The organism is Micromonospora sp. TSRI0369 (assembly GCF_001905625.1).
GTDB classification, from domain to species: Bacteria; Actinomycetota; Actinomycetes; order Mycobacteriales; family Micromonosporaceae; genus Micromonospora; species Micromonospora echinospora_A.
On sequence record NZ_LIVU01000003.1, the window covers coordinates 592,793 to 617,400 of the forward strand.

Annotated in this window: 26 protein-coding genes and 1 riboswitch; of the genes, 19 read left to right on the top strand and 7 right to left on the bottom strand. The window is 74.3% G+C overall.

From position 1 onward, the window contains the following. Positions 1-43: 43 nt before the first annotated feature. The 15 genes from AMK25_RS11450 (at position 44) to AMK25_RS11520 (ending at position 12,906) form a co-directional block, all read left to right on the top strand. Positions 44-442, top strand: a complete 399-nt coding sequence (locus tag AMK25_RS11450; RefSeq protein WP_073828305.1) for a TOBE domain-containing protein — start codon at positions 44-46, stop codon at positions 440-442. Further along, positions 439-1,221 (top strand): molybdate ABC transporter substrate-binding protein, encoded by a 783-nt coding sequence (modA, locus tag AMK25_RS11455; RefSeq protein ID WP_073828307.1) that lies wholly within the window; start codon positions 439-441, stop codon positions 1,219-1,221. Before AMK25_RS11450 ends, modA begins: the two co-directional genes overlap by 4 nt. Next, positions 1,218-2,015, top strand: a complete 798-nt coding sequence (locus AMK25_RS11460) for an ABC transporter permease (RefSeq protein ID WP_073828309.1) — start codon at positions 1,218-1,220, stop codon at positions 2,013-2,015. The genes modA and AMK25_RS11460 overlap by 4 nt, the downstream gene beginning before the upstream one ends. Then, positions 2,012-3,064: an ABC transporter ATP-binding protein gene (locus AMK25_RS11465; RefSeq protein ID WP_073828311.1), complete on the top strand. Its 1,053-nt coding sequence runs from the start codon at positions 2,012-2,014 to the stop codon at positions 3,062-3,064. Before AMK25_RS11460 ends, AMK25_RS11465 begins: the two co-directional genes overlap by 4 nt. A 95-nt stretch (positions 3,065-3,159) precedes the next feature. Next, the gene (locus AMK25_RS11470) at positions 3,160-3,432 is read left to right on the top strand and encodes a hypothetical protein (RefSeq protein WP_073828313.1); all 273 of its coding nucleotides are present in this window, start codon (positions 3,160-3,162) and stop codon (positions 3,430-3,432) included. A gap of 48 nt (positions 3,433-3,480) precedes the next feature. Continuing rightward, positions 3,481-4,500, top strand: a complete 1,020-nt coding sequence (locus AMK25_RS11475) for a dehydrogenase (RefSeq protein ID WP_443189907.1) — start codon at positions 3,481-3,483, stop codon at positions 4,498-4,500. Positions 4,501-4,502: 2 nt separating this feature from the next. After that, positions 4,503-4,901, top strand: coding sequence for a 6-pyruvoyl trahydropterin synthase family protein (locus AMK25_RS11480; RefSeq protein ID WP_073828318.1), 399 nt, complete (start codon positions 4,503-4,505; stop codon positions 4,899-4,901). Positions 4,902-4,905: 4 nt separating this feature from the next. Next, on the top strand, positions 4,906-5,940 hold the full coding sequence (locus AMK25_RS11485) for a glycosyltransferase family 4 protein (RefSeq protein ID WP_073828321.1): 1,035 nt from the start codon (positions 4,906-4,908) through the stop codon (positions 5,938-5,940). Next, positions 5,937-6,746: a class I SAM-dependent methyltransferase gene (locus AMK25_RS11490; protein ID WP_073828323.1), complete on the top strand. Its 810-nt coding sequence runs from the start codon at positions 5,937-5,939 to the stop codon at positions 6,744-6,746. The genes AMK25_RS11485 and AMK25_RS11490 overlap by 4 nt, the downstream gene beginning before the upstream one ends. Positions 6,747-6,883: 137 nt before the next feature. Beyond that, entirely contained in the window at positions 6,884-7,804 is a 921-nt protein-coding gene (locus AMK25_RS11495) for a lysylphosphatidylglycerol synthase transmembrane domain-containing protein (RefSeq protein ID WP_198937506.1), read from the top strand. A gap of 69 nt (positions 7,805-7,873) precedes the next feature. Then, positions 7,874-8,503: a GTP cyclohydrolase II gene (locus tag AMK25_RS11500; RefSeq protein ID WP_030499246.1), complete on the top strand. Its 630-nt coding sequence runs from the start codon at positions 7,874-7,876 to the stop codon at positions 8,501-8,503. Beyond that, positions 8,500-9,189, top strand: coding sequence for a RibD family protein (locus tag AMK25_RS11505; protein ID WP_073828327.1), 690 nt, complete (start codon positions 8,500-8,502; stop codon positions 9,187-9,189). Before AMK25_RS11500 ends, AMK25_RS11505 begins: the two co-directional genes overlap by 4 nt. A gap of 107 nt (positions 9,190-9,296) precedes the next feature. Beyond that, positions 9,297-10,976, top strand: coding sequence for an extracellular solute-binding protein (locus tag AMK25_RS11510; protein ID WP_073828329.1), 1,680 nt, complete (start codon positions 9,297-9,299; stop codon positions 10,974-10,976). Continuing rightward, on the top strand, positions 10,973-11,989 hold the full coding sequence (locus tag AMK25_RS11515) for an ABC transporter permease (protein ID WP_073828330.1): 1,017 nt from the start codon (positions 10,973-10,975) through the stop codon (positions 11,987-11,989). Before AMK25_RS11510 ends, AMK25_RS11515 begins: the two co-directional genes overlap by 4 nt. Continuing rightward, positions 11,986-12,906, top strand: coding sequence for a carbohydrate ABC transporter permease (locus tag AMK25_RS11520; RefSeq protein WP_073828332.1), 921 nt, complete (start codon positions 11,986-11,988; stop codon positions 12,904-12,906). The genes AMK25_RS11515 and AMK25_RS11520 overlap by 4 nt, the downstream gene beginning before the upstream one ends. A 25-nt stretch (positions 12,907-12,931) precedes the next feature. On the opposite strand, the gene AMK25_RS11525 is transcribed toward AMK25_RS11520, so the two are convergent. From AMK25_RS11525 to AMK25_RS11540, 5 genes are all read right to left on the bottom strand, one after another. Further along, entirely contained in the window at positions 12,932-13,669 is a 738-nt protein-coding gene (locus AMK25_RS11525) for an amino acid ABC transporter ATP-binding protein (RefSeq protein ID WP_073828334.1), read from the bottom strand. Further along, the gene (locus AMK25_RS11530) at positions 13,666-14,442 is read right to left on the bottom strand and encodes an amino acid ABC transporter permease (protein WP_073828337.1); all 777 of its coding nucleotides are present in this window, start codon (positions 14,440-14,442) and stop codon (positions 13,666-13,668) included. The genes AMK25_RS11525 and AMK25_RS11530 overlap by 4 nt, the downstream gene beginning before the upstream one ends. A 38-nt stretch (positions 14,443-14,480) precedes the next feature. Then, a complete protein-coding gene (locus tag AMK25_RS11535; protein ID WP_073828339.1) occupies positions 14,481-15,335 on the bottom strand; it encodes an ABC transporter substrate-binding protein in 855 nt (284 codons plus the stop codon). 109 nt (positions 15,336-15,444) lie between these two features. Beyond that, positions 15,445-15,570, bottom strand: coding sequence for a hypothetical protein (locus AMK25_RS32975; protein ID WP_255358569.1), 126 nt, complete (start codon positions 15,568-15,570; stop codon positions 15,445-15,447). A gap of 33 nt (positions 15,571-15,603) precedes the next feature. Further along, a riboswitch (SAM riboswitch) is annotated at positions 15,604-15,714 on the bottom strand. Between the two features lie 69 nt (positions 15,715-15,783). Beyond that, on the bottom strand, positions 15,784-17,259 hold the full coding sequence (locus tag AMK25_RS11540; RefSeq protein WP_073828340.1) for an NAD(P)/FAD-dependent oxidoreductase: 1,476 nt from the start codon (positions 17,257-17,259) through the stop codon (positions 15,784-15,786). 366 nt (positions 17,260-17,625) lie between these two features. On the opposite strand from AMK25_RS11540, the gene AMK25_RS11545 reads away from it, so the two are divergent. The 3 genes from AMK25_RS11545 to AMK25_RS11555 all read left to right on the top strand — a co-directional run bounded on the left by AMK25_RS11545 (position 17,626) and on the right by AMK25_RS11555 (position 20,009). After that, positions 17,626-18,960, top strand: coding sequence for a hypothetical protein (locus AMK25_RS11545; protein ID WP_073828642.1), 1,335 nt, complete (start codon positions 17,626-17,628; stop codon positions 18,958-18,960). 64 nt (positions 18,961-19,024) lie between these two features. Then, entirely contained in the window at positions 19,025-19,477 is a 453-nt protein-coding gene (locus tag AMK25_RS11550; protein ID WP_073828341.1) for an EVE domain-containing protein, read from the top strand. A gap of 79 nt (positions 19,478-19,556) precedes the next feature. Then, positions 19,557-20,009, top strand: a complete 453-nt coding sequence (locus AMK25_RS11555; protein ID WP_073828342.1) for a DUF4383 domain-containing protein — start codon at positions 19,557-19,559, stop codon at positions 20,007-20,009. A 116-nt stretch (positions 20,010-20,125) separates the two neighbouring features. Here AMK25_RS11555 and AMK25_RS11560 read toward each other — a convergent pair whose 3' ends face one another. Both AMK25_RS11560 and AMK25_RS11565 read right to left on the bottom strand, forming a co-directional pair. Next, the gene (locus AMK25_RS11560) at positions 20,126-22,657 is read right to left on the bottom strand and encodes a hypothetical protein (protein WP_073828343.1); all 2,532 of its coding nucleotides are present in this window, start codon (positions 22,655-22,657) and stop codon (positions 20,126-20,128) included. Then, positions 22,654-23,988 (bottom strand): SWIM zinc finger family protein, encoded by a 1,335-nt coding sequence (locus AMK25_RS11565; RefSeq protein ID WP_073828344.1) that lies wholly within the window; start codon positions 23,986-23,988, stop codon positions 22,654-22,656. The genes AMK25_RS11560 and AMK25_RS11565 overlap by 4 nt, the downstream gene beginning before the upstream one ends. Before the next feature lie 59 nt (positions 23,989-24,047). On the opposite strand from AMK25_RS11565, the gene AMK25_RS11570 reads away from it, so the two are divergent. After that, positions 24,048-24,590, top strand: coding sequence for a GNAT family N-acetyltransferase (locus tag AMK25_RS11570; RefSeq protein WP_073828345.1), 543 nt, complete (start codon positions 24,048-24,050; stop codon positions 24,588-24,590). Positions 24,591-24,608 lie beyond the last annotated feature (18 nt).

Below are 24,608 nucleotides of genomic sequence, written 5' to 3' on the forward strand. Positions count from 1 at the left end.
ACGCCCCTTCCTGCTCGCACCTGCGCACCGCTAAGGTGAGCCGGTGACGGAGTTCCGGATCGGCGAGGCCGCCGAACTGCTCGGGGTCAGCGCGGACACGGTCCGCCGCTGGATCGACGCCGGCAGACTGCCGGCCACCCGCGACGAGCACGGCCACCGGGTGCTCGACGGCGCCGACCTGGCCGCGTTCGTCCGCGCCCCCGGCCACCCCGAACTGTCCTCGGCCCGCAACCGGCTGCGCGGCATCGTTACCGCCGTCGTCAAAGACACCGTGATGGCCCAGGTGGACATCCAGGCCGGGCCGTTCCGGGTGGTGTCGCTGATGAGCCGCGAGGCCGTCGACGACCTCGACCTCCAGGTCGGCTCCGTCGCCGTCGCCGTGATCAAGTCGACCACCGTCGTGGTCGAGCGAGCCACCCCCAGGGGAAGGACCAGCCCGTGACCGTACGGTGGATCCGCGCCGCCCTGGCCGCCGCGCTGGTGGCGGCGCTCGGCCTGACCGGCTGCGGCGGCGCGGACGAACCGGCCGGGCCCGACGGCGCCGGCCCGGTGACAGTGTTCGCCGCCGCCTCGCTCACCGAGTCGTTCACGAAGCTCGGCAAGGACTACGAGGCCGCCCACCCGGACCGCACCGTCAGGTTCAACTTCGGCGGCAGCTCCGGCCTGGCCACCCAGATCACCCAGGGCGCGCCCGCCGACGTGTTCGCCGCCGCCTCCCCGGCCACCATGAAGACGGTCACCGACGCCGGTGACGCGGCCGGCGAGCCGACCGTGCTGGTCCGCAACCAGCTCGTCGTCGCCGTACCCCCTGGCAACCCGGCCCGGGTCGGCGGCCTGGCCGACCTCGCCCGCCCCGGCGTCAAGGTGGCGCTCTGCGCCGAGCAGGTGCCCTGCGGCGCCGCCGCGCGCACCGCGCTGGACGCCGCCGGCGTGCGGCTCACCCCCGCCACGCTCGAACAGGACGTCAAGGGCGCGCTGGCCAAGCTGCGCCTCGGCGAGGTCGACGCCGCGCTCGTCTACCGGACCGACGTACGCGCCGCGCCCGGGCTCGACGCGGTCGAGTTCCCCGAGTCGGCGCGTGCGGTGAACGACTATCCGATCGTGGTGCTGCGCGGCGCCGCCAACCCGGCCGGCGCCCGCGCCTTCGTCGACTTCGTCCGCTCCGACGCCGGGCTCGCCGTGCTCACCGCCGCCGGGTTCCAGGCCCCGTCGGGCAGATGAGCCGCACCGTACGCCGGCAACGGGTGCCGATCGCGCTGCTCGTGCCCGCCGGGCTCGGGCTGGCCTTCCTCGTCCTGCCGCTGGCCGGCCTGCTGCTCCGGACGCCCTGGACCACACTGCCCCGGCGGCTGACCGAACCGGGCGTGCTCACCGCGCTGCGGCTGTCGCTGGAGACCGCCACCATCGCCACGCTGCTCTGCGTGGCGCTCGGCGTACCCCTGGCGTGGCTGCTGGCCCGCGTCGAGTTCCCCGGCCGGCGGCTCGTCCGCGCGCTGGTCACGGTGCCGCTGGTGCTGCCGCCGGTGGTCGGCGGCGTGGCGCTGCTGCTGGTCTTCGGCCGGCGCGGGCTGATCGGTTCCTGGCTGGACGAGACGTTCGGGGTGACGTTGCCTTTCACCACCGCCGGGGTGGTGCTGGCCGAGGCGTTCGTGGCCATGCCGTTCCTGGTCATCGCCGTCGAGGGCGCGCTGCGCGGCGCCGACCCCCGGTACGAGGAGGCCGCCGCCACGCTCGGCGCCGGACGGTTCACCACCTTCACCCGGGTCACGCTGCCGCTCGTCGCCCCGGGCGTGGCGGCCGGGGCGGTGCTCTGCTGGGCGCGCGCGCTCGGCGAGTTCGGGGCCACCATCACGTTCGCCGGCAACTATCCCGGCCGTACGCAGACCATGCCGCTGGCGGTCTACCTGGCGCTGGAGACCGACCTGCAGGCCGCGATCGTGCTCAGCCTGATGCTGCTCACCGTCTCCGTGGTCATCCTCGCCGCGATGCGCGACCGCTGGGTCGGAACGACATGAGTGGGCTGGACGCGCACCTGGTGGCGGACCGGGACGGGTTCGCCCTGGACGTGCGGCTGCGCATCGCCGCAGGTGAGGTGGTGGCGCTGCTCGGCCCCAACGGCGCCGGCAAGACCACAGCGCTGCGGGTGCTCGCCGGGCTGCACCCGCTCACCGCCGGGCACCTCACGCTCGACGGCGCCGACCTGGACCGGCCGGACCGCCGGGTGTGGACGCCGCCGGAACGGCGGCCGGTCGGCGTCGTGTTCCAGGACTACCTGCTGTTCCCGCACCTCAGCGCGCTGGACAACGTGGCGTTCGGGCCGCGCCGCCGGGGCGCCGACAAGCGCGCCGCCCGCGCCCGCGCCCAGACGTGGCTGGACCGGGTCGGCCTCGGCGACCAGGCCCGGCGCCGGCCCCGGCAGCTCTCCGGCGGGCAGGCGCAGCGGGTCGCGCTGGCCCGCGCGCTCGCCGTCGACCCGGCCCTGCTGCTGCTCGACGAGCCCCTGGCCGCGCTCGACGCGCGGACCCGGCTGGACACCCGCGCCGAACTCCAGCGCCACCTCGGCGCGCACCCCGGCGCGACACTGCTCGTCACCCACGATCCCCTCGACGCGCTGGTGCTCGCCGACCGGCTGGTCATCGTGGAGCACGGCCGGGTGGTGCAGGAGGGCGACGCGGCCACCGTCACGGCGCGGCCCCGCACCGACTACGTGGCCCGCTTGGTCGGGCTCAACCTGCACCGTGGACGCGCCGACGGCCACACCGTCACCGTCGGTGAGCTGACGCTCACCACCGCTGACACCGTCCACGGTGACGCGTTCGTCGCGTACCCGCCGGCCGCTGTCGCGCTGCATCCGTCCCGGCCCGAGGGCAGCCCACGTAACGTGTGGGCGGCCACGGTGACCGGAGTGCAACGACACGGTGACAACCTGCGCGTGCAGCTCGCCGGGCCGGTGGAGGTGGCCGCCGACGTCACGCCCGCCGCCGCGGCGCACCTCGGACTGACCCCCGGCCGACCGGTCTGGGCGGCGGTCAAGGCAGCCGAGACGCGCGCCTATCCGGCGTGACGAACACCGCTGGTCAGGACATGTGCGCAGGTGAGAGGTTTGACGTGCGCTCTACCGGTCACTGGGACGGTAGCGACGACGCAAAGGGGAACACGGTGCCCGACACGATGCGGATCAGGTCCAGTCAGGACGCCGCCCTGCCACGGGGCGTCACCGACCCGTTGCTGTGGCGTGCCGCCTACGACGTGGCCGCCGCGCACCAGCCGGACGACTCGGGCCGGTGCGAGAGCCTGCTGTGCGACGGACGGCCCGCGCCGTGCGACGCGCTGACCGCCGCCCACCGCGCCATGCGCCTGGCCGGGGACCTCGACGCCGAGCACGACGAGCCCGCGACCTGGCGTACGGAGGAGCGGCGGCGCGCTGCCTGAGATCACGTCGCGGGCGGTTCGAACCGTTGACGTCCCGCTTCCGTGTTTATGATCGACAACTCGGTCGGAATGCGGGGAAGAGGAGAGTTCGTGACGGTAGACGCCCACGCGTTCTGGCTCCGCGCCCCCGGCGAGGGTGAAATCCGGCCGGTCCGCCTCGCCCCGCCCGGCCCGGGTGAGGTGCTCGTGCGTACCCGCTTCTCCGGCGTCAGCCGGGGCACCGAGACGCTCGTGTTCACCGGCCGTGTCCCGGCTGACCAGCACGCCGCGATGCGCGCGCCGTTCCAGGAGGGCGACTTCCCCGCGCCGGTCAAGTACGGCTACCTCAGCGTCGGCACTGTCGAGGCGGGCGACGAGCGGCTGCTCGGCCGTACCGTCTTCTGCCTCTACCCGCACCAGAGCGCGTACGTGGTCCCGGTCGACGCCGTGACCGTCGTGCCGGACGGCGTGCCGGCGCAGCGCGCGGTGCTGGCCGGCACCGTGGAGACCGCGGTGAACGCGATGTGGGACGCCGCGCCGCTGGTCGGCGACCGGGTCACTGTCATCGGCGGCGGAATGGTCGGTTGCGCGGTCACCGCGCTGCTGGCCCGCTTCCCCGGCGTCCGGGTCGAACTGGTCGACGCCGACGCGGCCCGCGCCGAGGTGGCAGCCGCGCTCGGCGCCGACTTCGCCACGCCCGCCGACGCGGCCGGCGAGCGCGACCTGGTGGTGCACGCCAGCACCACCGCCGACGGGCTGCAGCGCGGCCTGGAGCTGCTGCGTCCCGAGGGCACCGTGCTGGAGCTGAGCTGGTACGGCGACCGGCCGGTCACGCTCGCGCTCGGCGGCGCTTTCCACTCGCGACGGCTGGGCATCCGCAGCAGCCAGGTCGGCACGGTGTCGCCCCGGCGGGCCGACCGCAGCTACGCTGACCGGCTCGCCCTGGCCCTGGACCTGCTCGCCGACCCGGCGTTCGACGCGCTGCTCACCGGCCGGTCCCACTTCGACGACCTGCCCGACGTGCTGGACCGGCTCGCCTCGGGCCGTCTGCCGGCGCTGTGTCATCTCATCACCTACGGCGAGGAGTGAACGTGTTCAGCGTGACCGTCCGGGACCACATCATGGTCGCCCACAGCTTCCGCGGCGAGGTCTTCGGCCCGGCCCAGCGGCTGCACGGCGCGACGTTCGTCGTCGACGCCACGTTCCGCCGCCCGGAATTGGACGACGACGGGATCGTGGTCGACATCGGGCTGGCCATCGAGCAGCTCAAGGCCGTGCTCGGCGAGCTGAACTACCGCAATCTCGACGACGAGTCCGCCTTCACCGGGGTGAACACCACCACCGAGGTGCTGGCCCGTACGGTGGCCGACCGGCTCGCCGACGCGGTGGCGGCCGGCCGGCTGGGGGAGGGCGCGCGCGGCCTGACCGGGATCACCGTCACCCTGCACGAGTCACACATCGCCTGGGCGAGCTACGAGCGGTCGCTCTGACCGGATGACAGTCGTCCACGTGGTGCTGCCGGGTGACATCGACGACCCGGCGGACCCCAGCGGCGGCAACGCCTACGACCGTCACGTCTGCCGTGGCCTGGCCGAACGTGGCTGGACGGTCCGGGAACACCAGGTGCCCGGCGGCTGGCCGCACCCGGGGTCACGGGAGCGCGCCGACCTGGCCGGACTGCTCGGCGGCCTGCCCGACGGCGCGACGGTGCTGCTCGACGGCCTGGTCGCCTCCACCGTGCCGGACGTGCTCGCCCCGCACGCCGCGCGGCTGCGCCTGGTCGTCCTGGTGCACCTGCCGATCGAGGGCGAGCCCGAGGCGCGGTCGCTGGCCGCGGCCACCGCCGTGGTCGCCACAAGCGAGTGGACCCGGCGCCGCCTGCTCGACCGGTACGCGCTGCCACAACGGGTGACTGTCGCCCCACCCGGCGTCGACCCGGCGCCGGTCGCCACCGGCACGCCCGGTGGGGGACGGCTGCTCTGCGTCGCAGCCGTCACGCCCGTCAAGGGCCACGACGTGCTCGCCGCCGCGCTCGCCGAGGTGGCGGACCTGAACTGGAGCTGCGACTGGGTGGGACCGCTGGACCGGGACCCGGGGTTCGCCGACCGGCTGCGCGGGCGGCTCGCCGCCACCGGTCTGGGTGGCCGGGTCCGGCTCACCGGCCCGCGTACCGGGCCCGACCTGGCCGCCACGTACGCCGCCGCCGATCTGCTGGTCCAGCCCTCACGGCGGGAGACGTACGGCATGGTGGTGACCGAGGCGCTGGCCCGGGGCGTACCGGTGCTGGCGAGCGACACCGGCGGCCTGCCGGCCACGCTCGGGCACGCCCCCGGCGGTGAGCGGCCCGGCCTGCTGGTGCCACCGGACGATCCGGGCGCGACCGCCGCGGCGCTGCGCCGCTGGCTCACCGATCCCGGCCTGCGGGACCGGCTGCGCCGCGCCGCCCGGCAGCGGCGGCACACCCTCACCGGCTGGCCGGTCACCGTGGACCGGCTGGCGACGGCGCTGAAGGAGGCGACAGCGGCATGACCACCTCACTCCCGCCCGGATTCGCGGACTGGCTGCGGCTGCGTGAGCCCGCCGATGCGGCGGCCCGCAGCGCCGAGCTGGCCGACGCGGTCCGCGACCGGTTGCCTGCCGGCCGGCCGCTCGTCGTGCACGACCTGGGCAGCGGCACCGGCTCGATGGCCCGCTGGCTGGCCCCCCGGCTGCCCGGCCCGCAACGCTGGGTGCTGCACGAACGCGACCGGGACCTGCTGGCGCTGGCCCGCTCGGCGCGGCTCACCGCCGCCGACGGGGCCGAGGTCAGCGTGACGGCGCTCGACTCGGACATCACCCGGCTGACCGCCGCCGACCTGGCCGACGCGCACCTGGTCACCGCGTCGGCGCTGCTGGACATGCTCACCGCCGAGGAGGTCGAGCGGATGGCGGCGGCCTGCGCCGGCCACCCGACGCTGTTCGCGCTCACCGTGACCGGGCGGGCCGAGTTCACCCCACCGGACCCGCTCGACGCCGAGCTGACCGCCGCGTTCAACGCCCACCAGCGGCGCACCGTCGACGGGCGGGCGCTGCTCGGGCCGGACGCCGTGGACGCCGCCGTGGCCGCGTTCTCCCGTCACGGCGTCGAGGTCGTGGCGCGCCCCACCCCGTGGCGGCTCGGCCCGGAGCAGGCGGAGCTGGCCGCGGAGTGGCTCACCGGCTGGGTCGGCGCGGCAGTCGAGGAACAACCGCATCTGTCCGGGCCCGCCCGGACGTATCAGAAGTGGCGGCTCGCCGAGGCCGCCGCCGGCCGGCTCGAGGTGGTGCTGCACCACGCCGACCTGCTCGCCGGCTGAACCGTACCGGCCGCCGGCGCGTGACAACCGGTGGGAACAAGGAGGACCGTTTGTCACACGTCGCCGTCGCCGGGCCCGTACCCGCCGTCACGTCCGCGCCGCCCCGGCCACGCCGGACCCAAACGGGTCGAGCGTGGTTGAGCCGGGCCTGGGTACGTCCGCTGCTCGGCCTGGCCGTGCTGGCCGTGCTCGTCGCGTCGGTGGGCACCGGCCCGTTCCTGGCCGGGCTGCGCCTGATCGACGCGCCGGCGCTGGCCGCCGCGCTCGGCATCGGCGTGGTCACCACCGTCTGCTGCGCCTGGCGCTGGTCGCTGGTCGCCGGCGGGCTGGGCGTACGGCTGCCGATGCGGGCCGCGGTGGCGCACTGCTACCGGGCGATCTTCCTCAACTCCACACTGCCCGGCGGTGTGCTCGGCGACGTGCACCGGGCGGTACGGCACGGCCGCGACGCCGGGGACGTGGCCCGGGGCGTACGGGCGGTGGTCTGGGAGCGCACCGCCGGGCAGGTGGTGCAGGTGGTCATCGCGGTGGCGTTGCTTGCCGCGTTCCCGTCGCCGGTGCGCCGGTACCTGCCGTGGCTGGCGGTCGGCCTGGCCGTGGTGGCGCTGGCGCTGGTGCTCGCCGCCCGCGCGGTGCCCCGCTCCGGGGCGTCCCGCTGGGCGCGGGCGGCCCGGACCGTGGTCGCCGACGTGCGCTCCGGCGTGCTGGGCCGCCGGACCTGGGCCGGTGTGGTGATCGCCTCGACAGTGGTGTTCGCCGGCCACCTGGCCACGTTCGTGGTGGCCGCCCGCACCGCCGGGACGGACGCCCCGCTGTCCCGCCTGCTGCCGTTGACGCTGCTCGCCCTGCTCGCCATGGCGGTGCCGCTCAACGTGGGTGGGTTCGGCCCGCGCGAGGGGGTCGCCGCGTGGGCGTTCGCCTCGGCCGGGCTGACCGCGGCGCAGGGTGTGGCGACCGGCACGGTGTACGGCGCGCTGGTGCTGGTGGCCAGCCTGCCCGGCGCGGCGGTGCTGCTGGCGCGGCGGCTGCCCCGGCGGGAGCCCGGCAACTGTCGGTGATCCCGCCTACGGTGGGGGAGCGAGGTGTGCGTCGCCGGGTCCGCCCGGCGACCGGACGACAGGAGAACCATGGACGAAACCCTGCCCACCGCGACGGTCCGGACCCGCGTGACGGTCCCGCTACGGTTCCCCGACGGATACGTGACCACCGCGCGCGTGCACACCTTCCACGGTCTCGTCGACGGACGCGAGCACCTGGCGTTCGGGCTCGGTGAACACGTCGACGCCGACCCGCCGCTGGTCCGCCCGCACAGCGAGTGCCTCACCGGGGACGTGTTCGGCAGCCAGCGCTGCGACTGCGGGCCGCAGTTGCGCGAGGCGGTCGAGCGGATCGCCGAGGCCGGTGGCTACCTGCTCTACCTGCGGCAGGAGGGGCGGGGCATCGGCCTGTACGCCAAGCTCGACGCGTACGCCCTGCAGGACGACGGCCTCGACACGTACGAGGCGAACCTGGCGCTCGGGCGCGGCGCGGACGAGCGCGACTACACGGTGGCCGCGCAGATGCTCGGCGCGCTGGGCGTGGACCGGGTGGCCCTGCTCAGCAACAACCCGGACAAGGCGGCCCAGCTCGAGCGGCTGGGCGTCACGGTGGCCGACCGGGTGTCCACGGGCGTGCACCTGTCGCCGGCCAACGCCGGTTACCTCGCGGCCAAGGTGACCCGCGCCGACCACGCCCTCGACCTGCCGTTCGTGCCGTGACCACCCGCCCGTACGTGCTGCTCAGCTGCGCGATGTCGATCGACGGCTACATCGACGACGCGACCACCGACCGGCTGCTGTTGTCCAACGACGACGACCTGGACCGGGTCGACGCGATCCGGGCAGGGTGCGACGCGATCCTGGTGGGCGCGGCGACAGTGCGCCGCGACGACCCCCGCCTGCTGGTGCGCAGCGAGCGGCGGCGCGCCGAGCGGGTGGCGCGCGGCCTGCCCCCGTCGCCGGTGAAGGTGACGGTGACCGGCAGTGGCGACCTCGATCCGGGGGCGCGGTTCTTCACCATGGGCGACGGGCTCAAGCTGGTGTACTGCCCGAGCGGCGTGGTGGAAAAGGCCCACGAGCAGGTCGGCGCGGTGTCCACGGTGGTCGACGCGGGCGATCCGGCCACCCCGGAGGCGCTGGTGGCCGACCTGGCCGGGCGCGGGGTGACGCGCCTGATGGTGGAGGGCGGCGGCTCGATGCACCGCCAGTTCCTCACCGCCGGCCTGGCCGACGAGCTGCACCTGGTGGTCGCCCCCTTCTTCGTGGGGGACCGGCGGGCGCCGCGCTTCGTCGGGGACGGCCGCTTCCCGTGGCACCCGGGCCGCCGGGCCCGCGTGGTCGAGGTACGCCAGATCGGCGACGTGGTCCTCACCCGCTACGCGCTGTCCGAGCGCTGCCCGGCCTGACCCGTCGTCCCGCCCGGTCCACCCTTGTGCAAGCTCACGGTCGTGATTAGTTTGTTGACCATCCATACGAACTAATCCACTGCGCATCCCTTCCCGAAGGGGGACCGATGACCGCGCACCACCCCGACCCGGGCTCCTCCCGCCGTCGCTTCCTCGGCCTGGTCGGCCTCGGCGTGGCCGCCACCACCGCCGGCCCGCTGCTCGCCGGCTGCTCCGAGAAGCCGGCCGGCTCCGGCGCCGCCCAGAACCTCGACGCCGTCTCCGGCGTGCTGCCCACCCACAAGGACCTGCCCGGCGGCGTCAAGCCCGACATCGTGGGCACCCGCCCGGTGCCCGACGGCTACACCCGCTACCCGGCCAGCCTCGTCGACGCCGTCACCGACAAGCCCGGCACCAGCGGCAAGCAGGTCACCGCGATGACCCCGGCCTGGGGTCCGGCGCCGCCCGGCGTCGCGCAGAGCGCCTACCTCCAGGCGGTGAACGCCGAGCTGGGCACCCCTGTCAACTTCACCATCCAGGACGGCAACACGTACGCCGACAAGCTCAACGCGATGCTCGGCGCGCGCGACGTGCCGGACCTGCTGTGCGTGCCGGGGTGGGAGGTGGAGAAGATCCCGCGCTTCGCCGACGCCATCAAGGTGCTCTTCGAGGACCTGACCGACCACCTCAGCGGCGACGCCGCCGCCGCGTACCCGATGCTGGCGAGCTTCCCCACCGGGGCCTGGCGGCGGGCGGTGTGGAACGAGCGGCTCATGTCCGTGCCCAACCCCACCGACGGGCCGTTCCCGTGGGCGCTGTTCACCCGCAAGGACGTGCTCGACGCGCGCGGCCTGGCCGTGCCGGCGAACCTGGACGACCTGCTCGCCGTGGCCAAGCAGGTGACCGACCCGGCGCGCAAGGTGTGGGCGTTCAACGACGTCTTCGCCATGATCCAGATGTTCCACAAGGTGCCGGGCCACAAGGGCGGATGGCGGGTCAAGTCCGACGGCACCCCCGAGTTCAAGTACGAGACCCCGGAGTTCCGCCGCGCGCTGGAGGTGATGGCCAAGATCTACGCCGACGGCCTGGTCCACCCGGACATCGTGGCCAGCAGGGGCGCGGACGCGAAGCAGCTGTTCGCCAAGAACGGCGCGATCGTGTTCCTCCAGGACGGCGTCGGCTTCTGGCAGGGCGCCCAGGCCGAGCACCAGAAGACCAACCCCAAGCTGAACATCCAGCCGGTGCCGATCTTCTCCGCCACCGGCGGCGACCCGCTGGTCTGGGGCGACGACGAGCCGATCTCCTACACGTTCGTCAAGAAGGGCCTCGGCAAGGACCGGGTCCAGGAGCTGCTGCGGATCATCAACTGGTGCTCCGCGCCGCTGGGCAGCCAGGAGGCGCAGCTGCGGGACTTCGGCGTCGCGGGCAAGCACCACAACCCGTCGCCGAACGGGCCGGTCAAGACCGACCTGGCGTTCAAGGAGATCGCCAACCAGTACTTCTTCATCAGCGGCCGCAACCCCACCATCGGGCCGTTCCCGGACACTCCGCGCTTCGTGCCGGACGTGCTCGCGTACTCCAACGAGATGGTCAAGCACATGCAGCCCAACCCCTGGGCCGGGGTGAAGCTGGAGATGCCCGCCGCCTACAAGGCCAACCAGGTGCCCACCGAGGACAAGTTCACCGACGTGCTGCGCGGCCGCCGCCCGCTGGGCGACGTGGAGGCCATCGTCGCGGAGTGGAAGGCGAACGGCGGCGAGGAGGCCCGCAAGCTGCTCGCCGACTCGCTGCCCAAGGCGGGCCGATGAGCGAGCCGGCCGTCCTGGCCGGGCCCGAGCGGGCCCGGCCGGACGCCCCGGCCCCACCGCCCCGCCGTCGTCCGTCCCGCAGCCGGGTGCCGCTGCGCACCCGGCTGCGCCGGGACTGGCAACTGCTCGCGATGGTGGCGCCCGGCTTCGGAATCCTGCTGGTCTTCAGTTACCTGCCGATCGCCGGCAACGTGATCGCGTTCCAGGACTACAACCCCTACCTGGGCGACAACCCGTGGCAGGCGTTCGTGCACAGCGACTGGATCGGCTTCGGTCAGTTCCAGTTGCTGTTCTCCGACCCGGCGTTCTGGGACGCGTTCCGCAACACGCTGGCGATCACCGCGTTCCAGCTCGTCTTCTTCTTCCCGCTGCCGATCCTGCTGGCCATCGCGCTGCACAACCTGCTGTCCAGCCGGCTGCGCGGGCTCATCCAGACCATCGTCTACCTGCCGCACTTCTTCAGCTGGGTGCTGGTGGTCACGTTCTTCGTGGCGATGCTCGGCGGCGCGGGGCTGCTCGCCCAGACCATGCGCGACGCCGGGATGCAGCCGTGGAACGTGATGACCAACCCGGACACGTTCATCGTGCTGGTCACCGTCGAGGCGGTGTGGAAGGACGTCGGCTGGGGCACCATCGTCTTCCTGGCCGCGCTGTCCACCATCGACCAGAACCTCTACGAGGCCGCCGCCGCCGACGGCGCCGGCCGGTGGCGGCGGCTGTGGCACATCACGCTGCCCGGCCTGCGGCCGGTGATCGTGCTGCTGCTCATCCTGCGCCTGGGCGACGCGCTCTCGGTCGGCTTCGAACAGTTCCTGCTGCAACGCGACGCCGTCGGCCGGCAGGCCGCCGAGGTGCTCGACACCTTCGTCTACCACTTCTCCATCGCCACCGGGAACTACGGGTACGGCGCCGCGGCCGGGCTGTTCAAGGCCGTCATCGGGCTGGTGCTGATCCTGGCCGCCAACCGGGTGGCGCACATGCTCGGCGAACGAGGGATCTACTCGAAGTCATGACCACGCTGATCCGCCGGGTCGCCGGCGACCGATCCCGCCGGCCGGTGTGGCAGGAGCCGCCCACCCCGGTCGGGCAGGGGCTCAAGGCCGTCGCGCTCACCGTGCTGGTGGCGGGCGTGCTGTTCCCGCTCTGGGTGATCCTGGTGACCAGCCTGTCGTCCCGGGAGACCATCGCCCGGGCCGGCGGCATGGTGGTCGTGCCCCGGGGCATCGACACGTCCGCCTACGAGACCATCTTCGCCGGTGGCGCTGTGACCCGGGCGCTGTGGATCAGCACGCTCGTCACAGTGATCGGCACCGCCATCGCGCTGACGGTCACCGTGCTCGCCGCGTACGGGCTGTCCCGGCCCGGCTCGCTGGGGCACCGCTGGCTGCTCGCGTACTTCCTGATCCCGTTCCTGGTCTACCCGCCGCTGGTGCCCCGCTACCTGGTGGTCACCGGCCTGGGTCTGAAGGACACCATCTGGGCGCTGGTGCTGCCGCCGGCGATCAGCGTGTTCAACCTGGTCGTGGTGCGCGGGTTCTTCCAGGGCATCCCGTCGGAGCTGCTGGACAGCGCCCGCATCGACGGCGCGAGCGACTTCCGTACGCTCGCGCGCATCGTGCTGCCGCTGTCCCGCGCGGTGATCGCCGTGGTCGGCCTGTTCTACGCGGTCAGCTACTGGAACGTCTGGTTCGACGCGCTGCTGTTCATCGACCGCAACGACATGTACCCGATCCAGCGGGTGCTCCAGAGCTACCTGCTGGCCGGGCAGGCCCCGCACACCTCCGGCAGCAGCAGCGGGGTGACCATGCCGCCGACCGAGGCGGTCAAGATGGCGGTCGTGGTGCTGACCGTCGCGCCGATCGTCGCTGTCTATCCGTTCATCCAGCGGCACTTCGTCAAGGGCGTGCTGATCGGCGCGGTGAAGGGCTGAGGCGGCGCGCCGATCTTTCCGCGCGTCAGAGCACCTGGGACAGGAAGCGCCGCAACCGCGGGTGCTCCGGCGCCTCGAACACCGCCTCCGGCGGGCCGGACTCCAGCACCACCCCGGCGTCCATGAACGCCACCGTGTCGGCGACGCTGCGCGCGAACCCCATCTCGTGCGTCACCACGACCATCGTCATGCCGGCCGCGGCCAGGTCCGCCATCACCGCGAGCACGCCCTTGACCAGCTCCGGGTCCAGCGCGCTGGTCGCCTCGTCGAAGAGCATCACCTGCGGGCGCAGCGCGAGCGCCCGCGCGATCGCCACACGCTGCTGCTGACCGCCGGACAGCTGCGCCGGCCGCGAATCGGCCTTGCCGGCCAGGCCGACCAGGTCGAGCTGGGCGCGGGCGAGCGCCACCGCCTCGTCCTCGTCGAGCTTCTTTAGCTTGCGCAGCGCCAGCGTGACGTTGCGCAGCACGCTCAGGTGCGGGAAGAGGTTGAACTGCTGGAACACCATGCCGACGCGCTGGCGCAGCGCGTCCGGGTCGTCGCGCAGCACGCTGCGGCCGTCCAGCAGCACGTCGCCCCGGTCCGGCTCGATCAGCCGGTTGATCGTGCGCAGCAGCGTCGACTTGCCGGAGCCGGACGGGCCGATCACGCAGGCGGCGCCGCCGCGCGCCACGTCCAGGTCCGCGCCGCGCAGCACGCGGTGCGCGCCGAAGGCCAGGTGCACGTCGCGGACGGCCAGGCTGACCGAGGTGGTGGTGGTCATCGCGGGTCCTTCCCGGACGGGGTGAGGTCGACCGGCTCGGCATCGGGCTCCGGCTCGGGCGGTGCGGCCGGGCGGCCCTGCCGCAGCCGCCGGTCCAGCCAGTTGACCGCGTGCGTCAGCGGCACGGTCAGCGTCAGGTAGAACAGCCCGGCCAGCAGCAGCGCGGACTGGTTGCCGGTGTTCGCCGCGTAGTCCTGCCCGACCCGGAACAGCTCCCGCTGGCTGGCCAGCAGGCCGAGGAAGTAGACCAGGCTGGAGTCCTTGATCAGCGAGATGAGCTGGTTGACCCAGGCGGGCAGCACCCGGCGTACGCCCTGCGGGATGATCACCAGGCGCATCGCCTCGCCCCAGGAGAAGCCGAGCGCCCGCGCGCCCTCCAGCTGGGCGGCCTCCACGCTCTGGATGCCGGCCCGGAAGATCTCGCCGAGGTAGGCGGCGGCGATCAGGGACAGCGCCAGCACGCCCAGCGGATAGGGGTTCGGGCCCCAGACCTGCATGCCCAGCGGCGCCAGGCCGACGCCGATGAGCAGGATGGTCGCCGCGGCCGGCAGGCCGCGGAACACGTCGGTGTAGATCCGCGCCGGCCACCGCAACCATCGGGTACGCGAGATGCCGGCGACGGCCAGCAGCATGCCCAGCACCGAGCCGAGCAGGGCGGCGGAGACCGCCAGGGTGAGCGTGTTGGGCAGCCCGACGGTCAGCATCTCGGGCAGCGCCTCGCGCATCGACTCCCAGTCGAAGAACGTCTCCCAGAGGGTGCTCAGTGGGTCCATGTCCGCTCCGTCCGCCCTGCTCGTGCTCGGTTACCGGCTCAGGAGGCGGCCGACGGCGCCGGCGCCGCCACCGACCCGCTGCCGGGCTTGAAGTCGGCCGGGATCGGCCGTCCCGGGTAGTACTCGGCCTGCAGACGGGTCCACGTGCCGTCGGCGATGACCTCGTCGAGGCCCTTGTTCAGCGCCTCGCGCAGCTTGTCGTTGCCCTTCGCCACGGCGAACGCGGTCGGGGTGGGGCTGAGCTGCTTCGCCGCGACCTTGATCTTGCCGTTGCTGTCCTCGGCGGACTTGTCGCCGATCTCCGCCGGGGCGATCCAGGCGTCCGCGGTGCCGGCCTTGAGCTGGTTGATCGCGCTGTTGTAGTCGGGCACGCGCACCGGGTCGAGGTTCTGCTTGGTGGCGTAGTCGTCCTGCACGGTGCCCTGCACCACCACCACGCGCTTGCCGGCGAGCTGGTCGAAACCGGTGAGCGCGGAGCCGGCCGGCACGTCCAGGCCGAAGTAGCCGAAGTCGTAGCCGTTGCCGAAGTCCACAGTCTTCTTCCGGGCCTCGGTGATCGTGATCGAGGAGCTGCCCACGTCGAACTTGCCGCTGTTGACCTGGGAGAGCAGGGCGGAGAAGTCGGTGCCGACGAATTCCACCTTCAGGCCGACCTTGCCGGCCACGGCACGCAGCAGCTCGTTGTCGAAGCCGGTGAACTTCCCGTCCTTGAGGAAGACGTTCGGCGGGGCGTCGGTGAGCGTGCCGGCGCGGATCACGCCGGGCTGCAGCAGGCCGTACGGGTTGTCGGCCGCGTCGGTGTCGTCGCCGCCGCAGGCGGTGAGCGCGGTGACGGCGAGCAGGGCCGCCGCGCCGACGGCGACGGCACGGGTCAGGACGGTACGGAAACGCACGATGTCTCTCCAGAGTGGATGGACGCGCGGGGTGCGCGTCGGCGCAGGCCCGCCGGACAGACGGCCGGGCCGGAGAAGGGTGGATCGGGAAGAGGGGGGTGGCGCTCGCTCAGCGCGCGAGGCGACAGGCGTCGCTGCACACCCGCATCAGGTCGACGTGGCGGCGCTTGACCAGCGCGAAGCGGGCCGGGTACGCGGCGACGTCGCCGGAGGGGGTGGAAGGTGGTACGGACATCGGTCTCCCTGGTCTGGTGCTGACCTGGGTGCCAGGCCACGCTTGCACCGGCGGCTGCCGGTGCCTGGTCTTCACCCGGGGCACCCCACCGCGGAGGAGGGTTGCCGGCCAGCGAGCCGGGGCTTGACGCTGGCGCTCATGACCTGCCCAGAAGGCTAGCAGCACCGCCGTGGCGCCCGTCCAGCGGTTATGACCACCCTCACGCCCAGTGCCTTACCGCCGGGCCGGGACGACCGGCGCGTCACGGCCGGTGCCGTGCCGCGACGGCCTGCGCTGCTCGTGGTAGTCCTGCTCCACGTTGACGGTCCAGACGTCGTGCTCCGCGCCGTGCGCGATGTTCTCCGCGGTCAGCATCGCGGTCAGCATCGAGTGGTCGGCGTTGTTGTACCGGTGCATGCCGTTGCGCCCGACCGGGTGCACGTTCGGCACATTCGCGGCCAGCCAGCCCCGGATCACGTCGACGTTGCGCTGGTACCGCTCGTCGTAGACCGGGTACGCCTTCGGCATCCGGACCACGTAACCGGCCTCCACGCAGCCGGGCTTGACCAGGCCCAGCCGCTCCAGCTCGGCGGTGGCGAACGCGACCAGGCCGGCATCCGGTGTCCGCCACATCTCGTCGCCCTCGAACACGAAGTACTCCAGCCCCAGGCAGGTCCGCCCGTCCTTGACCAGGTACGGCGACCAGGAGCCGAAGTTCTGGATCCGGCCCACCCGGGCCGCCGGGTCGTGCACGTAGATCCAGTTGTCCGGGAACGAGAACTCCTCCGGCACCACGAGCGCGACGGTCAGGAAGTCCCGGTACCGCAGGTCGTCGGCGGCGGCCCGCACCTCGGGCGGCGCCTCCGGGCGCATCGCCCGCACCAGCGCCGAGATCGGCATCGAGGAGATCACATGACCTGCGGGCTCGGTCCGCTCGCCGTCCGCGTCGACGAGCGTCACGGCTGTCGCCCGCCGGGCCGCCGGGTCCCGCCGTACCTCGGTCACCCAGGCGCCGGTGCGTACCGTGCCGCCGCGCCGGGCGACCTCCTCGGCGCAGCGTTCCCACATCATCCCGGGGCCGTGCTTCGGGTACTGGAACTCCTCGATCAGGCTGGTCACGTCCGTGCGGTCGCGCCGGGGCAGCAGCGCGTTGCGCATCGCGGTCGCCAGCGACAGGTTCTTGATCCGCTGGGCCGCCCAGTCGGCCTGCAACTGGTCCGCCGGCATCCCCCAGACCTTCTCCGTGTACGTCTTGAAGAAGATCGAGTAGAGCCGCCAGCCGAACCGGGCCGACACCCACCCCTCGAAGTGCGACTGGTCCCTCGGCGGTCGCAGCCGGGCCCGGCCGTACGAGGCCAGGCAGCGCGCCGCCTCCAGCAGGCCGAGGTTGCGCAACGCGTTGCCGGCGCTGAGCGGATAGTCGAACAGCGCCCCGCGGTAGTAGATGCGGCTCATCCGCGGCCGGAGCAGGAAGTCCTCGTCCGGCAGGATCTCGTGCCAGAAGTCCTCGACCCGGGACACCTTGGTGAAGAAGCGGTGCCCGCCGATGTCGAAGCGCCAGCCGTCGCGCTCCACGGTCCGGCTGATCCCGCCCACCACGTCGTCGGCCTCGTAGACCCGGACCGGCTCGCCGTGCCGCAGCAGCTCGTACGCGGCGGTCAACCCGGCCGGCCCCGCCCCGATGATCACGGTTCCGTCGCCGTCACCCATGCCGTCCGCGCCCCCCGCCGCCAGCTTCCCGATGCGGCACGGCGCATACCCGTCCTGCCGTCGTCCTCACCTGCGCGCCCACACCGATCCGCCGCCCGCCCACCCCCCTCCCCGCCCGCCCCGCCCCGCCCCGCCCCCACCCCGGCCCCGTCGATCATGAAGTTGACGGCGTTTGGTGTCCGATTTGTCGCCGCCAACCTCATGATCGCCCCGGCCGGGGCCGGGCCGGAGGGGCATGGGCGGGCCGGACGGAGGCGGGCTGGACGGGCGCGGGCGGGCTGAACGGGTGTGGGCGGGGCCGGATGGGGAATGCGGGCCGGGTTTCCGGCCGGGCACGTCGGCCAGGGGCCGACCGGTGGGAGCGCGATGGCGGAGGAGCGGCGGATCGATCCCGGCGGCGCGGCCGATCCTGGCGGCGCGGCCGATCCTGGCGGCTCGGTCGATCCCGATCGCGCGGCCGAACCCGATCGCGCGGCCGGCCCTGCCGACGGGGCGCGCTCCGGGCGTACCCGGTGGTGGTCGCGCGGGGCGCCGGTCGTCCGCCGGCTGCCCGAGCCGTGGGGATTCGTGTTCGCCGTCTTCGTCGGCTCGAAGCTCGTGCTCAGCCTGCTCGGCGTGCTGGTGCTGGCCGCCTGGGACGGGGTGCCCGGCGCGCCGCCGCCCGGCGAGACCGGGATGCGGGAGCAGCAGGACGCGATCTCGTCGCACCGCTGGTTCTCGCTCTGGTTCGCCTGGGACTCGTTCCTCTACGACCACCTGGCCCGGCTGCCGCTGGACCGGCCGTGGCCGGACTTCGGCTTCCCGCTGCTCTATCCGTTCCTGGCCCGGCCGCTCGCGCCGCTGCTCGGCGGGCACACCGCCTGGGCTCTGCTGCTGGTCAGCAACGTGGCGCTGCTGTTCCAGCTCTACTTCGCGTACCGCCTGGGGGGCCGGCTGCTCGGCGGCGCGGGACCGGCCGACGGCCGGCGAGCGGTCCGGTACCTGCTGCTCCTGCCGACGGCGTTCCTGTTCCAGGCGGCGCTCACCGAGTCGCTGTTCGTCTGCCTGGCGCTGGCCACCTTCTGGTACGCCGAACGACGCCGCTGGCTGGTCGTCGGCGTGGTCGGCTACTTCCTGGCGATGAGCCGCTCGGTCGGCTTCCTGGTGGTGGCGCCGCTGGCGCTGGTGCTGCTGCGCCAGCACGGCTGGCGGGCCGGCCCGCCAGCGTGGCCGCGCCTGCTGCGCGAGGGCTGGCCGCTGGTGCTGGTCCCGGCGGGCTGGCTGACGTTCATGGCGTTCTGCCGCTGGCAGAGCGGGGACTGGTTCGCCTACCAGCACACGCAGGAGACCGGCTGGGGGATCCGGTTGCAGAACCCCCTGGCGGTGGCCGGTTCCGCGCTGTTCGGCGGCAACTCCGCCGACGCCCTGCGGGTCTGGATCGCGGTGGCGATGCTGGTGGTGGCCGTCGTCGGGCTGCGCCGCCGGGCCGACTGGCCGTACCTGGTCTACACGCTCGTCGTGGTGCTGGTGCCGCTGTCGATGGGGCCGCCGGTGTACAAGAGCCTCCTGCGCTACCTGCTCGCCGCGTTCCCGGTCGCGTTCGTGCTGGCCCGCTGGGCGCGCCGGTCCGGCCTCGACGGCTGGCTCACCGCCGCGCTGGCGCTGCTGCAGGGCGCGTTGTTCGCGGTGTGGCTCACCTACTGGACCCACCTGATCATCTGACGCCCGCCCCGGCCCGCCGCGCCGTCGTCCGGCGCTCCGCCCGGGCGGGCCGCAGAATGGGCGGATGAGCCACCGGCGGGTGACAGTCGACGACCTCGGCGCCTGGCTGATCAAGGGCAACGCGGACGCGGTGGACCTGGCGGCCCGCTTCGCCGCCGACCCGCGCGTGACCGGCTGGTGCGTCCGCCCCGGCTACCGGGTACGCCTGATGCGCCCCGGCCAGACGGTGGTGTTCTGGGCCAGCGGCAGCAGGGGCCGGGCGCCGTACGGCGTCTGGGGCGTCGGGCGGATCGCCGCCGCGCCGCAGCCGGGCGCGCCGGGCGAGCCGTGGACCGCGCCGCTGGACCTGACGATCCTGGACGAGCCGCTGCGGGTACGCCGTGAGGTGCTGCGCGCCGATCCGCTGCTGGCCGGCGCCGAGGTGCTCCGGCAGCCACAGGCGGCGAATCCCTCGTACCTGACAGTGGCGCAGTTCGAGGCGCTGCGCGGATACCTGCCCGCCCGGCTGAGCCGCTGATCTCGATCCGGGGATCCGGACGGTTTCGGCTTCCCGGTCGCCGCAGGCGCGGAAGACTACGCCAACGGAGGTGTCAGTCATGGCCGGTTCTTCCCGCGTCGCCCGCAGCGCGCCCGCGTCCCCGGTACGCCGGGCCGCCCAGGTGGTCGGCATCGTCTTCCTGGTGGTGGGCGTGCTGGGGTTCATCCCCGGCATCACCACGAACTACGACACGATGATGTTCGCCGGGCACGAGTCCCGGGCGAAGCTGCTGGGCCTGTTCCAGGTGTCGGTCCTGCACAACATCGTGCACCTGCTCTTCGGCGTCGCCGGGCTGGCGCTGTCCCGGACGGTCTCCGGCGCCCGGGCGTACCTGATCGGCGGCGGCGCCATCTACCTGGTGCTCTGGCTCTACGGCCTGGTGATCGACCACAACAGCGGCGCCAACTTCGTGCCGCTCAACGGCGCCGACAACTGGCTGCACCTGTTCCTCGGCGTCGGCATGATCGCCCTCGGGGTGGCGCTCACCCGCCGCCCGGCGCGCCGCGCCTGACAACCCGCCGCCCGGCGCGCCGGGCCTGACAGCCGGGCTGGGGTGCCGTGCCTGACGGCGGGCCGGCGCGCGTCCGCGTACCGGCCCGCTGCCCGCTCGGGTGACGAGGCGCCGGTTCAGGCGGCCAGGGCGGCGGTGAGCCGGCGGGCCTCGGCGACCAGCCTGCTGCTGCCGCCCCGGGCCACCACGTCGGCCAGCCCGGGCACGTCGATCCGGACGCCGGTCGCGGTCGCCGCCTCCGCCGCCAGCGCGAGCAGGTCCGGCGTGCCCCGGGGTGACGTCGGCCCGGCCAGCAGCGGCGGCAACGCCGCGGCGAGCAGCCGCCAGACGCTCAGCCGGGCGCCCGCCGCCAGCGCGTCCCGCAGCGGCGTGACGGCCCGGGTCAGGATCACCTGCCCCTGCGCTCCGATCTCGCCCAGGTGCCCGCCGACCGCTGGCGCGTCCAGGTCACCGGCGGCGGCCAGGAGCAGCAGCGCGTCGAGCGCGGCGACCCGGTCCGCCTCGTGCCGGGCACACAGCCCGTACGCCACGGCCAGGTCCAGCGCCGGACCGCCCGCGCCTGTGCACTCGGCGAGCGTCAGCAGGACCGGCCCACGCCCGGCGAAGTCCTCCTGGGCGGCCATGGCCAGCTCGGGAAGGACCTGGGCGGCGACCACGCCCCGGTGACCGGGCAGGACGGCCGGCCACAGGTGCCCGGCGTCGAAGATCCGGCGGCCGATCGCCGCCGGCCGCACAGTGAGCAGGCCGAACCGGTCGTCCACGTCGGCCGGTGGGGTGAGCGCGACGAGCCGCCGTCGTTCCGGCAACTGGTCGTAGCTCCAGTCGTAGCGGCCGGACCGGTCCCGCCGGCCCACCGTCACCACCTCCTGCACCGGCGCCGGCACGCCACCGCCGCGCAGCCAGGCCGCCAGCTCGACGCCGCCCGGCGTGCCGAGCGCCTCGGCGCGGGCCGCAAGCGGCTCGTCGACCCCGACCGGCAGGCGCAACAACGCCTGCGTGTAGTCCCACCTCCAGTACGGCCGGTCGCCGAGCGCCGCCAGCCGCTCGTAGAGCACCTGCGGTTCGACCGCCCCGGTGGCCGAGGTGGGCGCGGACAACAGCCCTGGATCGTCACGGCCGTCCAGGCGCTGCCCGGCCTCGGCCAGCCGGAGGCGGTATAGCCACATCGGCGCGGGGCGGCCGGAGGCCACCGCGGCAGGCCCGCCACCGGCCGTAGCCAGCGTCGAGGCCCAGCCGTCGCGGCGCCGGGTGGCGTCCCCGATACGCGCGACGAACAGCAGCAGCCGGTCGATCTCGAACGAGGGGTCGGACCGGGCCCAGATGTGCTCGTACTCGGCCACCTGCTCCCGGCGCAGCACCGGCGCCAGCGCGACCTCGAGACGGTCGCGGTCACGGGTGCCCAGCCGCAGCAGCCCGTCCATGACCCGTTCCAGCACCGAGGCCGGCCACAGTCCGCGCAGTGTCGCCGCCACCTCCTCCACCAGCTCGTCCACGTCGGCGATCGGCGGTGGCGCGGCCGCTGCCGGCAGCGGCGGCGGCAGGTCGTCACGAGGCTCGGCCACGGTGGCGACCGCCTCTGGCCGGTGACCGTGCCGCGCCGCCAGCGTCAGCGCTCGCTCGCGCAGGCCGGCGTCCGGGTGGCCGGCCGCCACGGCGAGCACCGCGCCGATCTCGGCGGCCTGTTCCGGGAGCTGCCGGGCCAGCCGGTCGAGCCAGGACACCTGCGCCCGGACCAGCGCCTTCTCCGGCCGGGCCAGGACCGTCCGGGCGGCCTCCCACAACGCCTCCGGCTCGGCGGCGTCACCGGCCTCCCGCAGCGTCCGCTGGGCGGTGCGGGCCACCGGCCCGGGACCGTCGGCGAGCAGCCGCAGGTAGGCGTTGGAGCGCACCGCCACCTCGTCCGGGGTCGGCGCGAGCAGGTCGTGCAGCGCCAGGAACGGGCGCAGCGCACCCGGCCGGTCGCCGCGCAGCAGCCGGCCGAGCACGCCGTTGAGCAGGGCCGCCCGGTCGAGCCGGCCCTCCGCCGCCAGCGCCGCCAGCGCCCGGGGCAGCGCATGCGAGTCCGTGCCCGCGCCGTCGCCGCGGGCCAGTTCGGTACCCACGCCGTCCACCTCGAACAGACGCGGCAGCAGCGCGTCCAGGAACGGGTCCGCGCGTAGCCGGTCCACGGTCGGCAGGCGCGTCCCGCGCGGGGCCGGCCAGCCCTGCGCGGCGGCCCAGCCACGCACGAAGTCGTCCCCGGTCGGCGGCGGCGCCTTCTCCGCCAGCAGGAGACCGGCGACGAACGGCCAGCCCGCGAGCATCCGGTCCCGGGGTAGCCGGTCGGCCAGCCTGTACGCCACGTCCGCCAGCCAGGTCACCCCGCGTTCCCGGGCGACGTCGACCACCGGCGCGGCGTCGACGCCGCTCAGCCAGACCGAGCGGCGGCCGAGCAGCGCGGCCACCTTCGTCGGCGTGCTCAGCGTCCCCACCGCGGCGACCGCCAGCGTCGCCGCCTCGCCCTGCCACCACCAGGCGTCCCGCCGGCGGCGTACGTCGGCGACCAGTTCGTCGCCGAGCGCCCGCCGGGCCGGCTCGTCCAACCCGGCCAGGGTCGACCGGACCTCGGACATCCTGCCGCTCACCACCGCCTCGACGAAGCCGGTCACGACAGCGCCTCCACCGGCGCCGCGACCATCGACACGGCCAGCGCGTGCCGGCACGGCCCCCGCTGCCCGCGGTGCCGCGCCCACCAGCGGCAGGTGCAGGAGTACGCGCCGTCCGGGTGGCGGCGTACCCGGTAGACCTCGGCGTCGGCGCGTACCGTCGCGTCCTCGCCGTCGCGCTCGACCGCGCCGCGCTCGACCAGCGCCCGCGCGCCGAGCAGGCGCGGGTTGTCCCGTTCCGCGCGGCCCGCGTCGTAGGGCATCACCCGGTGGAAGTACGCCCCGTCCGCCACGTCGTACCCGACCCGCCCGGCTGTGCCCAGCTGGGCGAGCGCGGCACGCACCCGATCGTCGGGCAGCGCGGCGGCCTCGGCGAGCGCGGCCACGTCGATCGTCGGATCCCAGTTGAGCAGCGCGCCCACCAGTTCCGCGTCGTCGACCACGTCGTCACCGGCGAGCGCCGCCAGCGCCGCGCCCTCACCGGAGAACCCCCGGTACGGCTCGGGGGAGAGGGTGAGCGACACCCGCAGCGCCCCGGTGTCCAGCTCCCACGTGCTCGGCACGGCCGGTGATCCGGCCCGCACCGCCGGGCCGTACACCCGTAGCGTGCGGGCGTGGCGCAGCACGCCGCGCAGCGCCGCGAGCCGGCCCGCGCCGGCCAGGCAGACCGCGCCCGGGACCGGGCGGGAGGTCAGCCGCAGCGTACGCCCGGCGGGCACCGCCCACAGCACGCTGCGGTCGTTCGCGGCGGGCAGCCGGCGCAGGAACGCCGCCGCCTCCGTCGCCGGGATCTCGGCGCGCGGCTCGAAGCCGGCGGTGAGCACGTGCACCTCGGCGAAGCCGCGCAGCCAGCGGCCGGGCAGCGGCACCTTCCGCTCGACCACCGAGCCGTCCATGGTGGAGACCGTCAGGTCGTCCGGGCCGACCGCCACGTGCAGCGGCTCGATGCCGCCCACCCGGGCCAGCGCCTCCCGCAGCGGCGGGTTCACGTCCACGTTCGTGGTGCCGTGGCCGCTGATCTCGCCGTCCAGCCCGGCCGGCAGCACGTCCATCCGCGCGTACACCCCGCAGCAGCCGGAGAACGACTCGAACCGCAGGCGGCCCCGGCTGCCGGTCACCACCGGATCCAGGCTGGCCGGGTTGACCGGCTGGTGGTAGCGGGCGCGGGCCACCTCGGCGACGGCGAGCAACCCGGCCGCCGCCGCGGCCGGAGCGGTGAGGAACCCGGCGAAGAAGCGCGGGTTCGCCGTCGGGCCGCCGCAGGTCTGCAGATCGAGACCGGCGGCGCGCAGCGCGGACGGCTGAAGGTATCGGTACGTCTGAACGGCGTTCACGGCGCAGACCGTAGAGGGACCGACCGACAAAAGCGCGACGGTCCTGCTAGCTTCCTCGGATGTTCGCCCACGCCCTCACCGACGACGCCGAGCTGCGTCCACTGTCGCCCTGGCACGCCGACGAGTTCCTGGCCAACCTCGACCGCTGCCGCGAGCACATTTCGCCCTGGGTCGGCGCGTCCTTCGTCGCCACCGACGCCGAGTCGGCCCGCAAGGTCCTGCAGGCGTACGCCGACCGGTGGGCCCGCGACGACGGCGGCCTCTGGGGCATCTGGCAGCGCGGCACGCTCGTCGGCGGCGTGCTGTTCGTGTCGCTGAGCACCGCGCGCGGGGTGTGCGAGGCGGGCTGCTGGCTGGAACCGGGCGCCGAGGGGCAGGGCCTGGTCACCCGCGCCGCGCGCGTGATCATCGACTGGGCGGTGCGGGAGCGCGGCATCCACCGGGTCGAGTGGATCACGAAGGCCGGCAACGACCGCAGCATCGCCGTCGCCCGGCGGCTCGGCATGAGCCGCGACGGCGTCCTGCGCGGGGCCGCCGCGACGCCGGAGGGCCGCGCCGACATGGAGGTCTGGTCGGTGCTGGCGCCGGAGTGGACGGCCTGACCGCGGAAACTGTCGTAC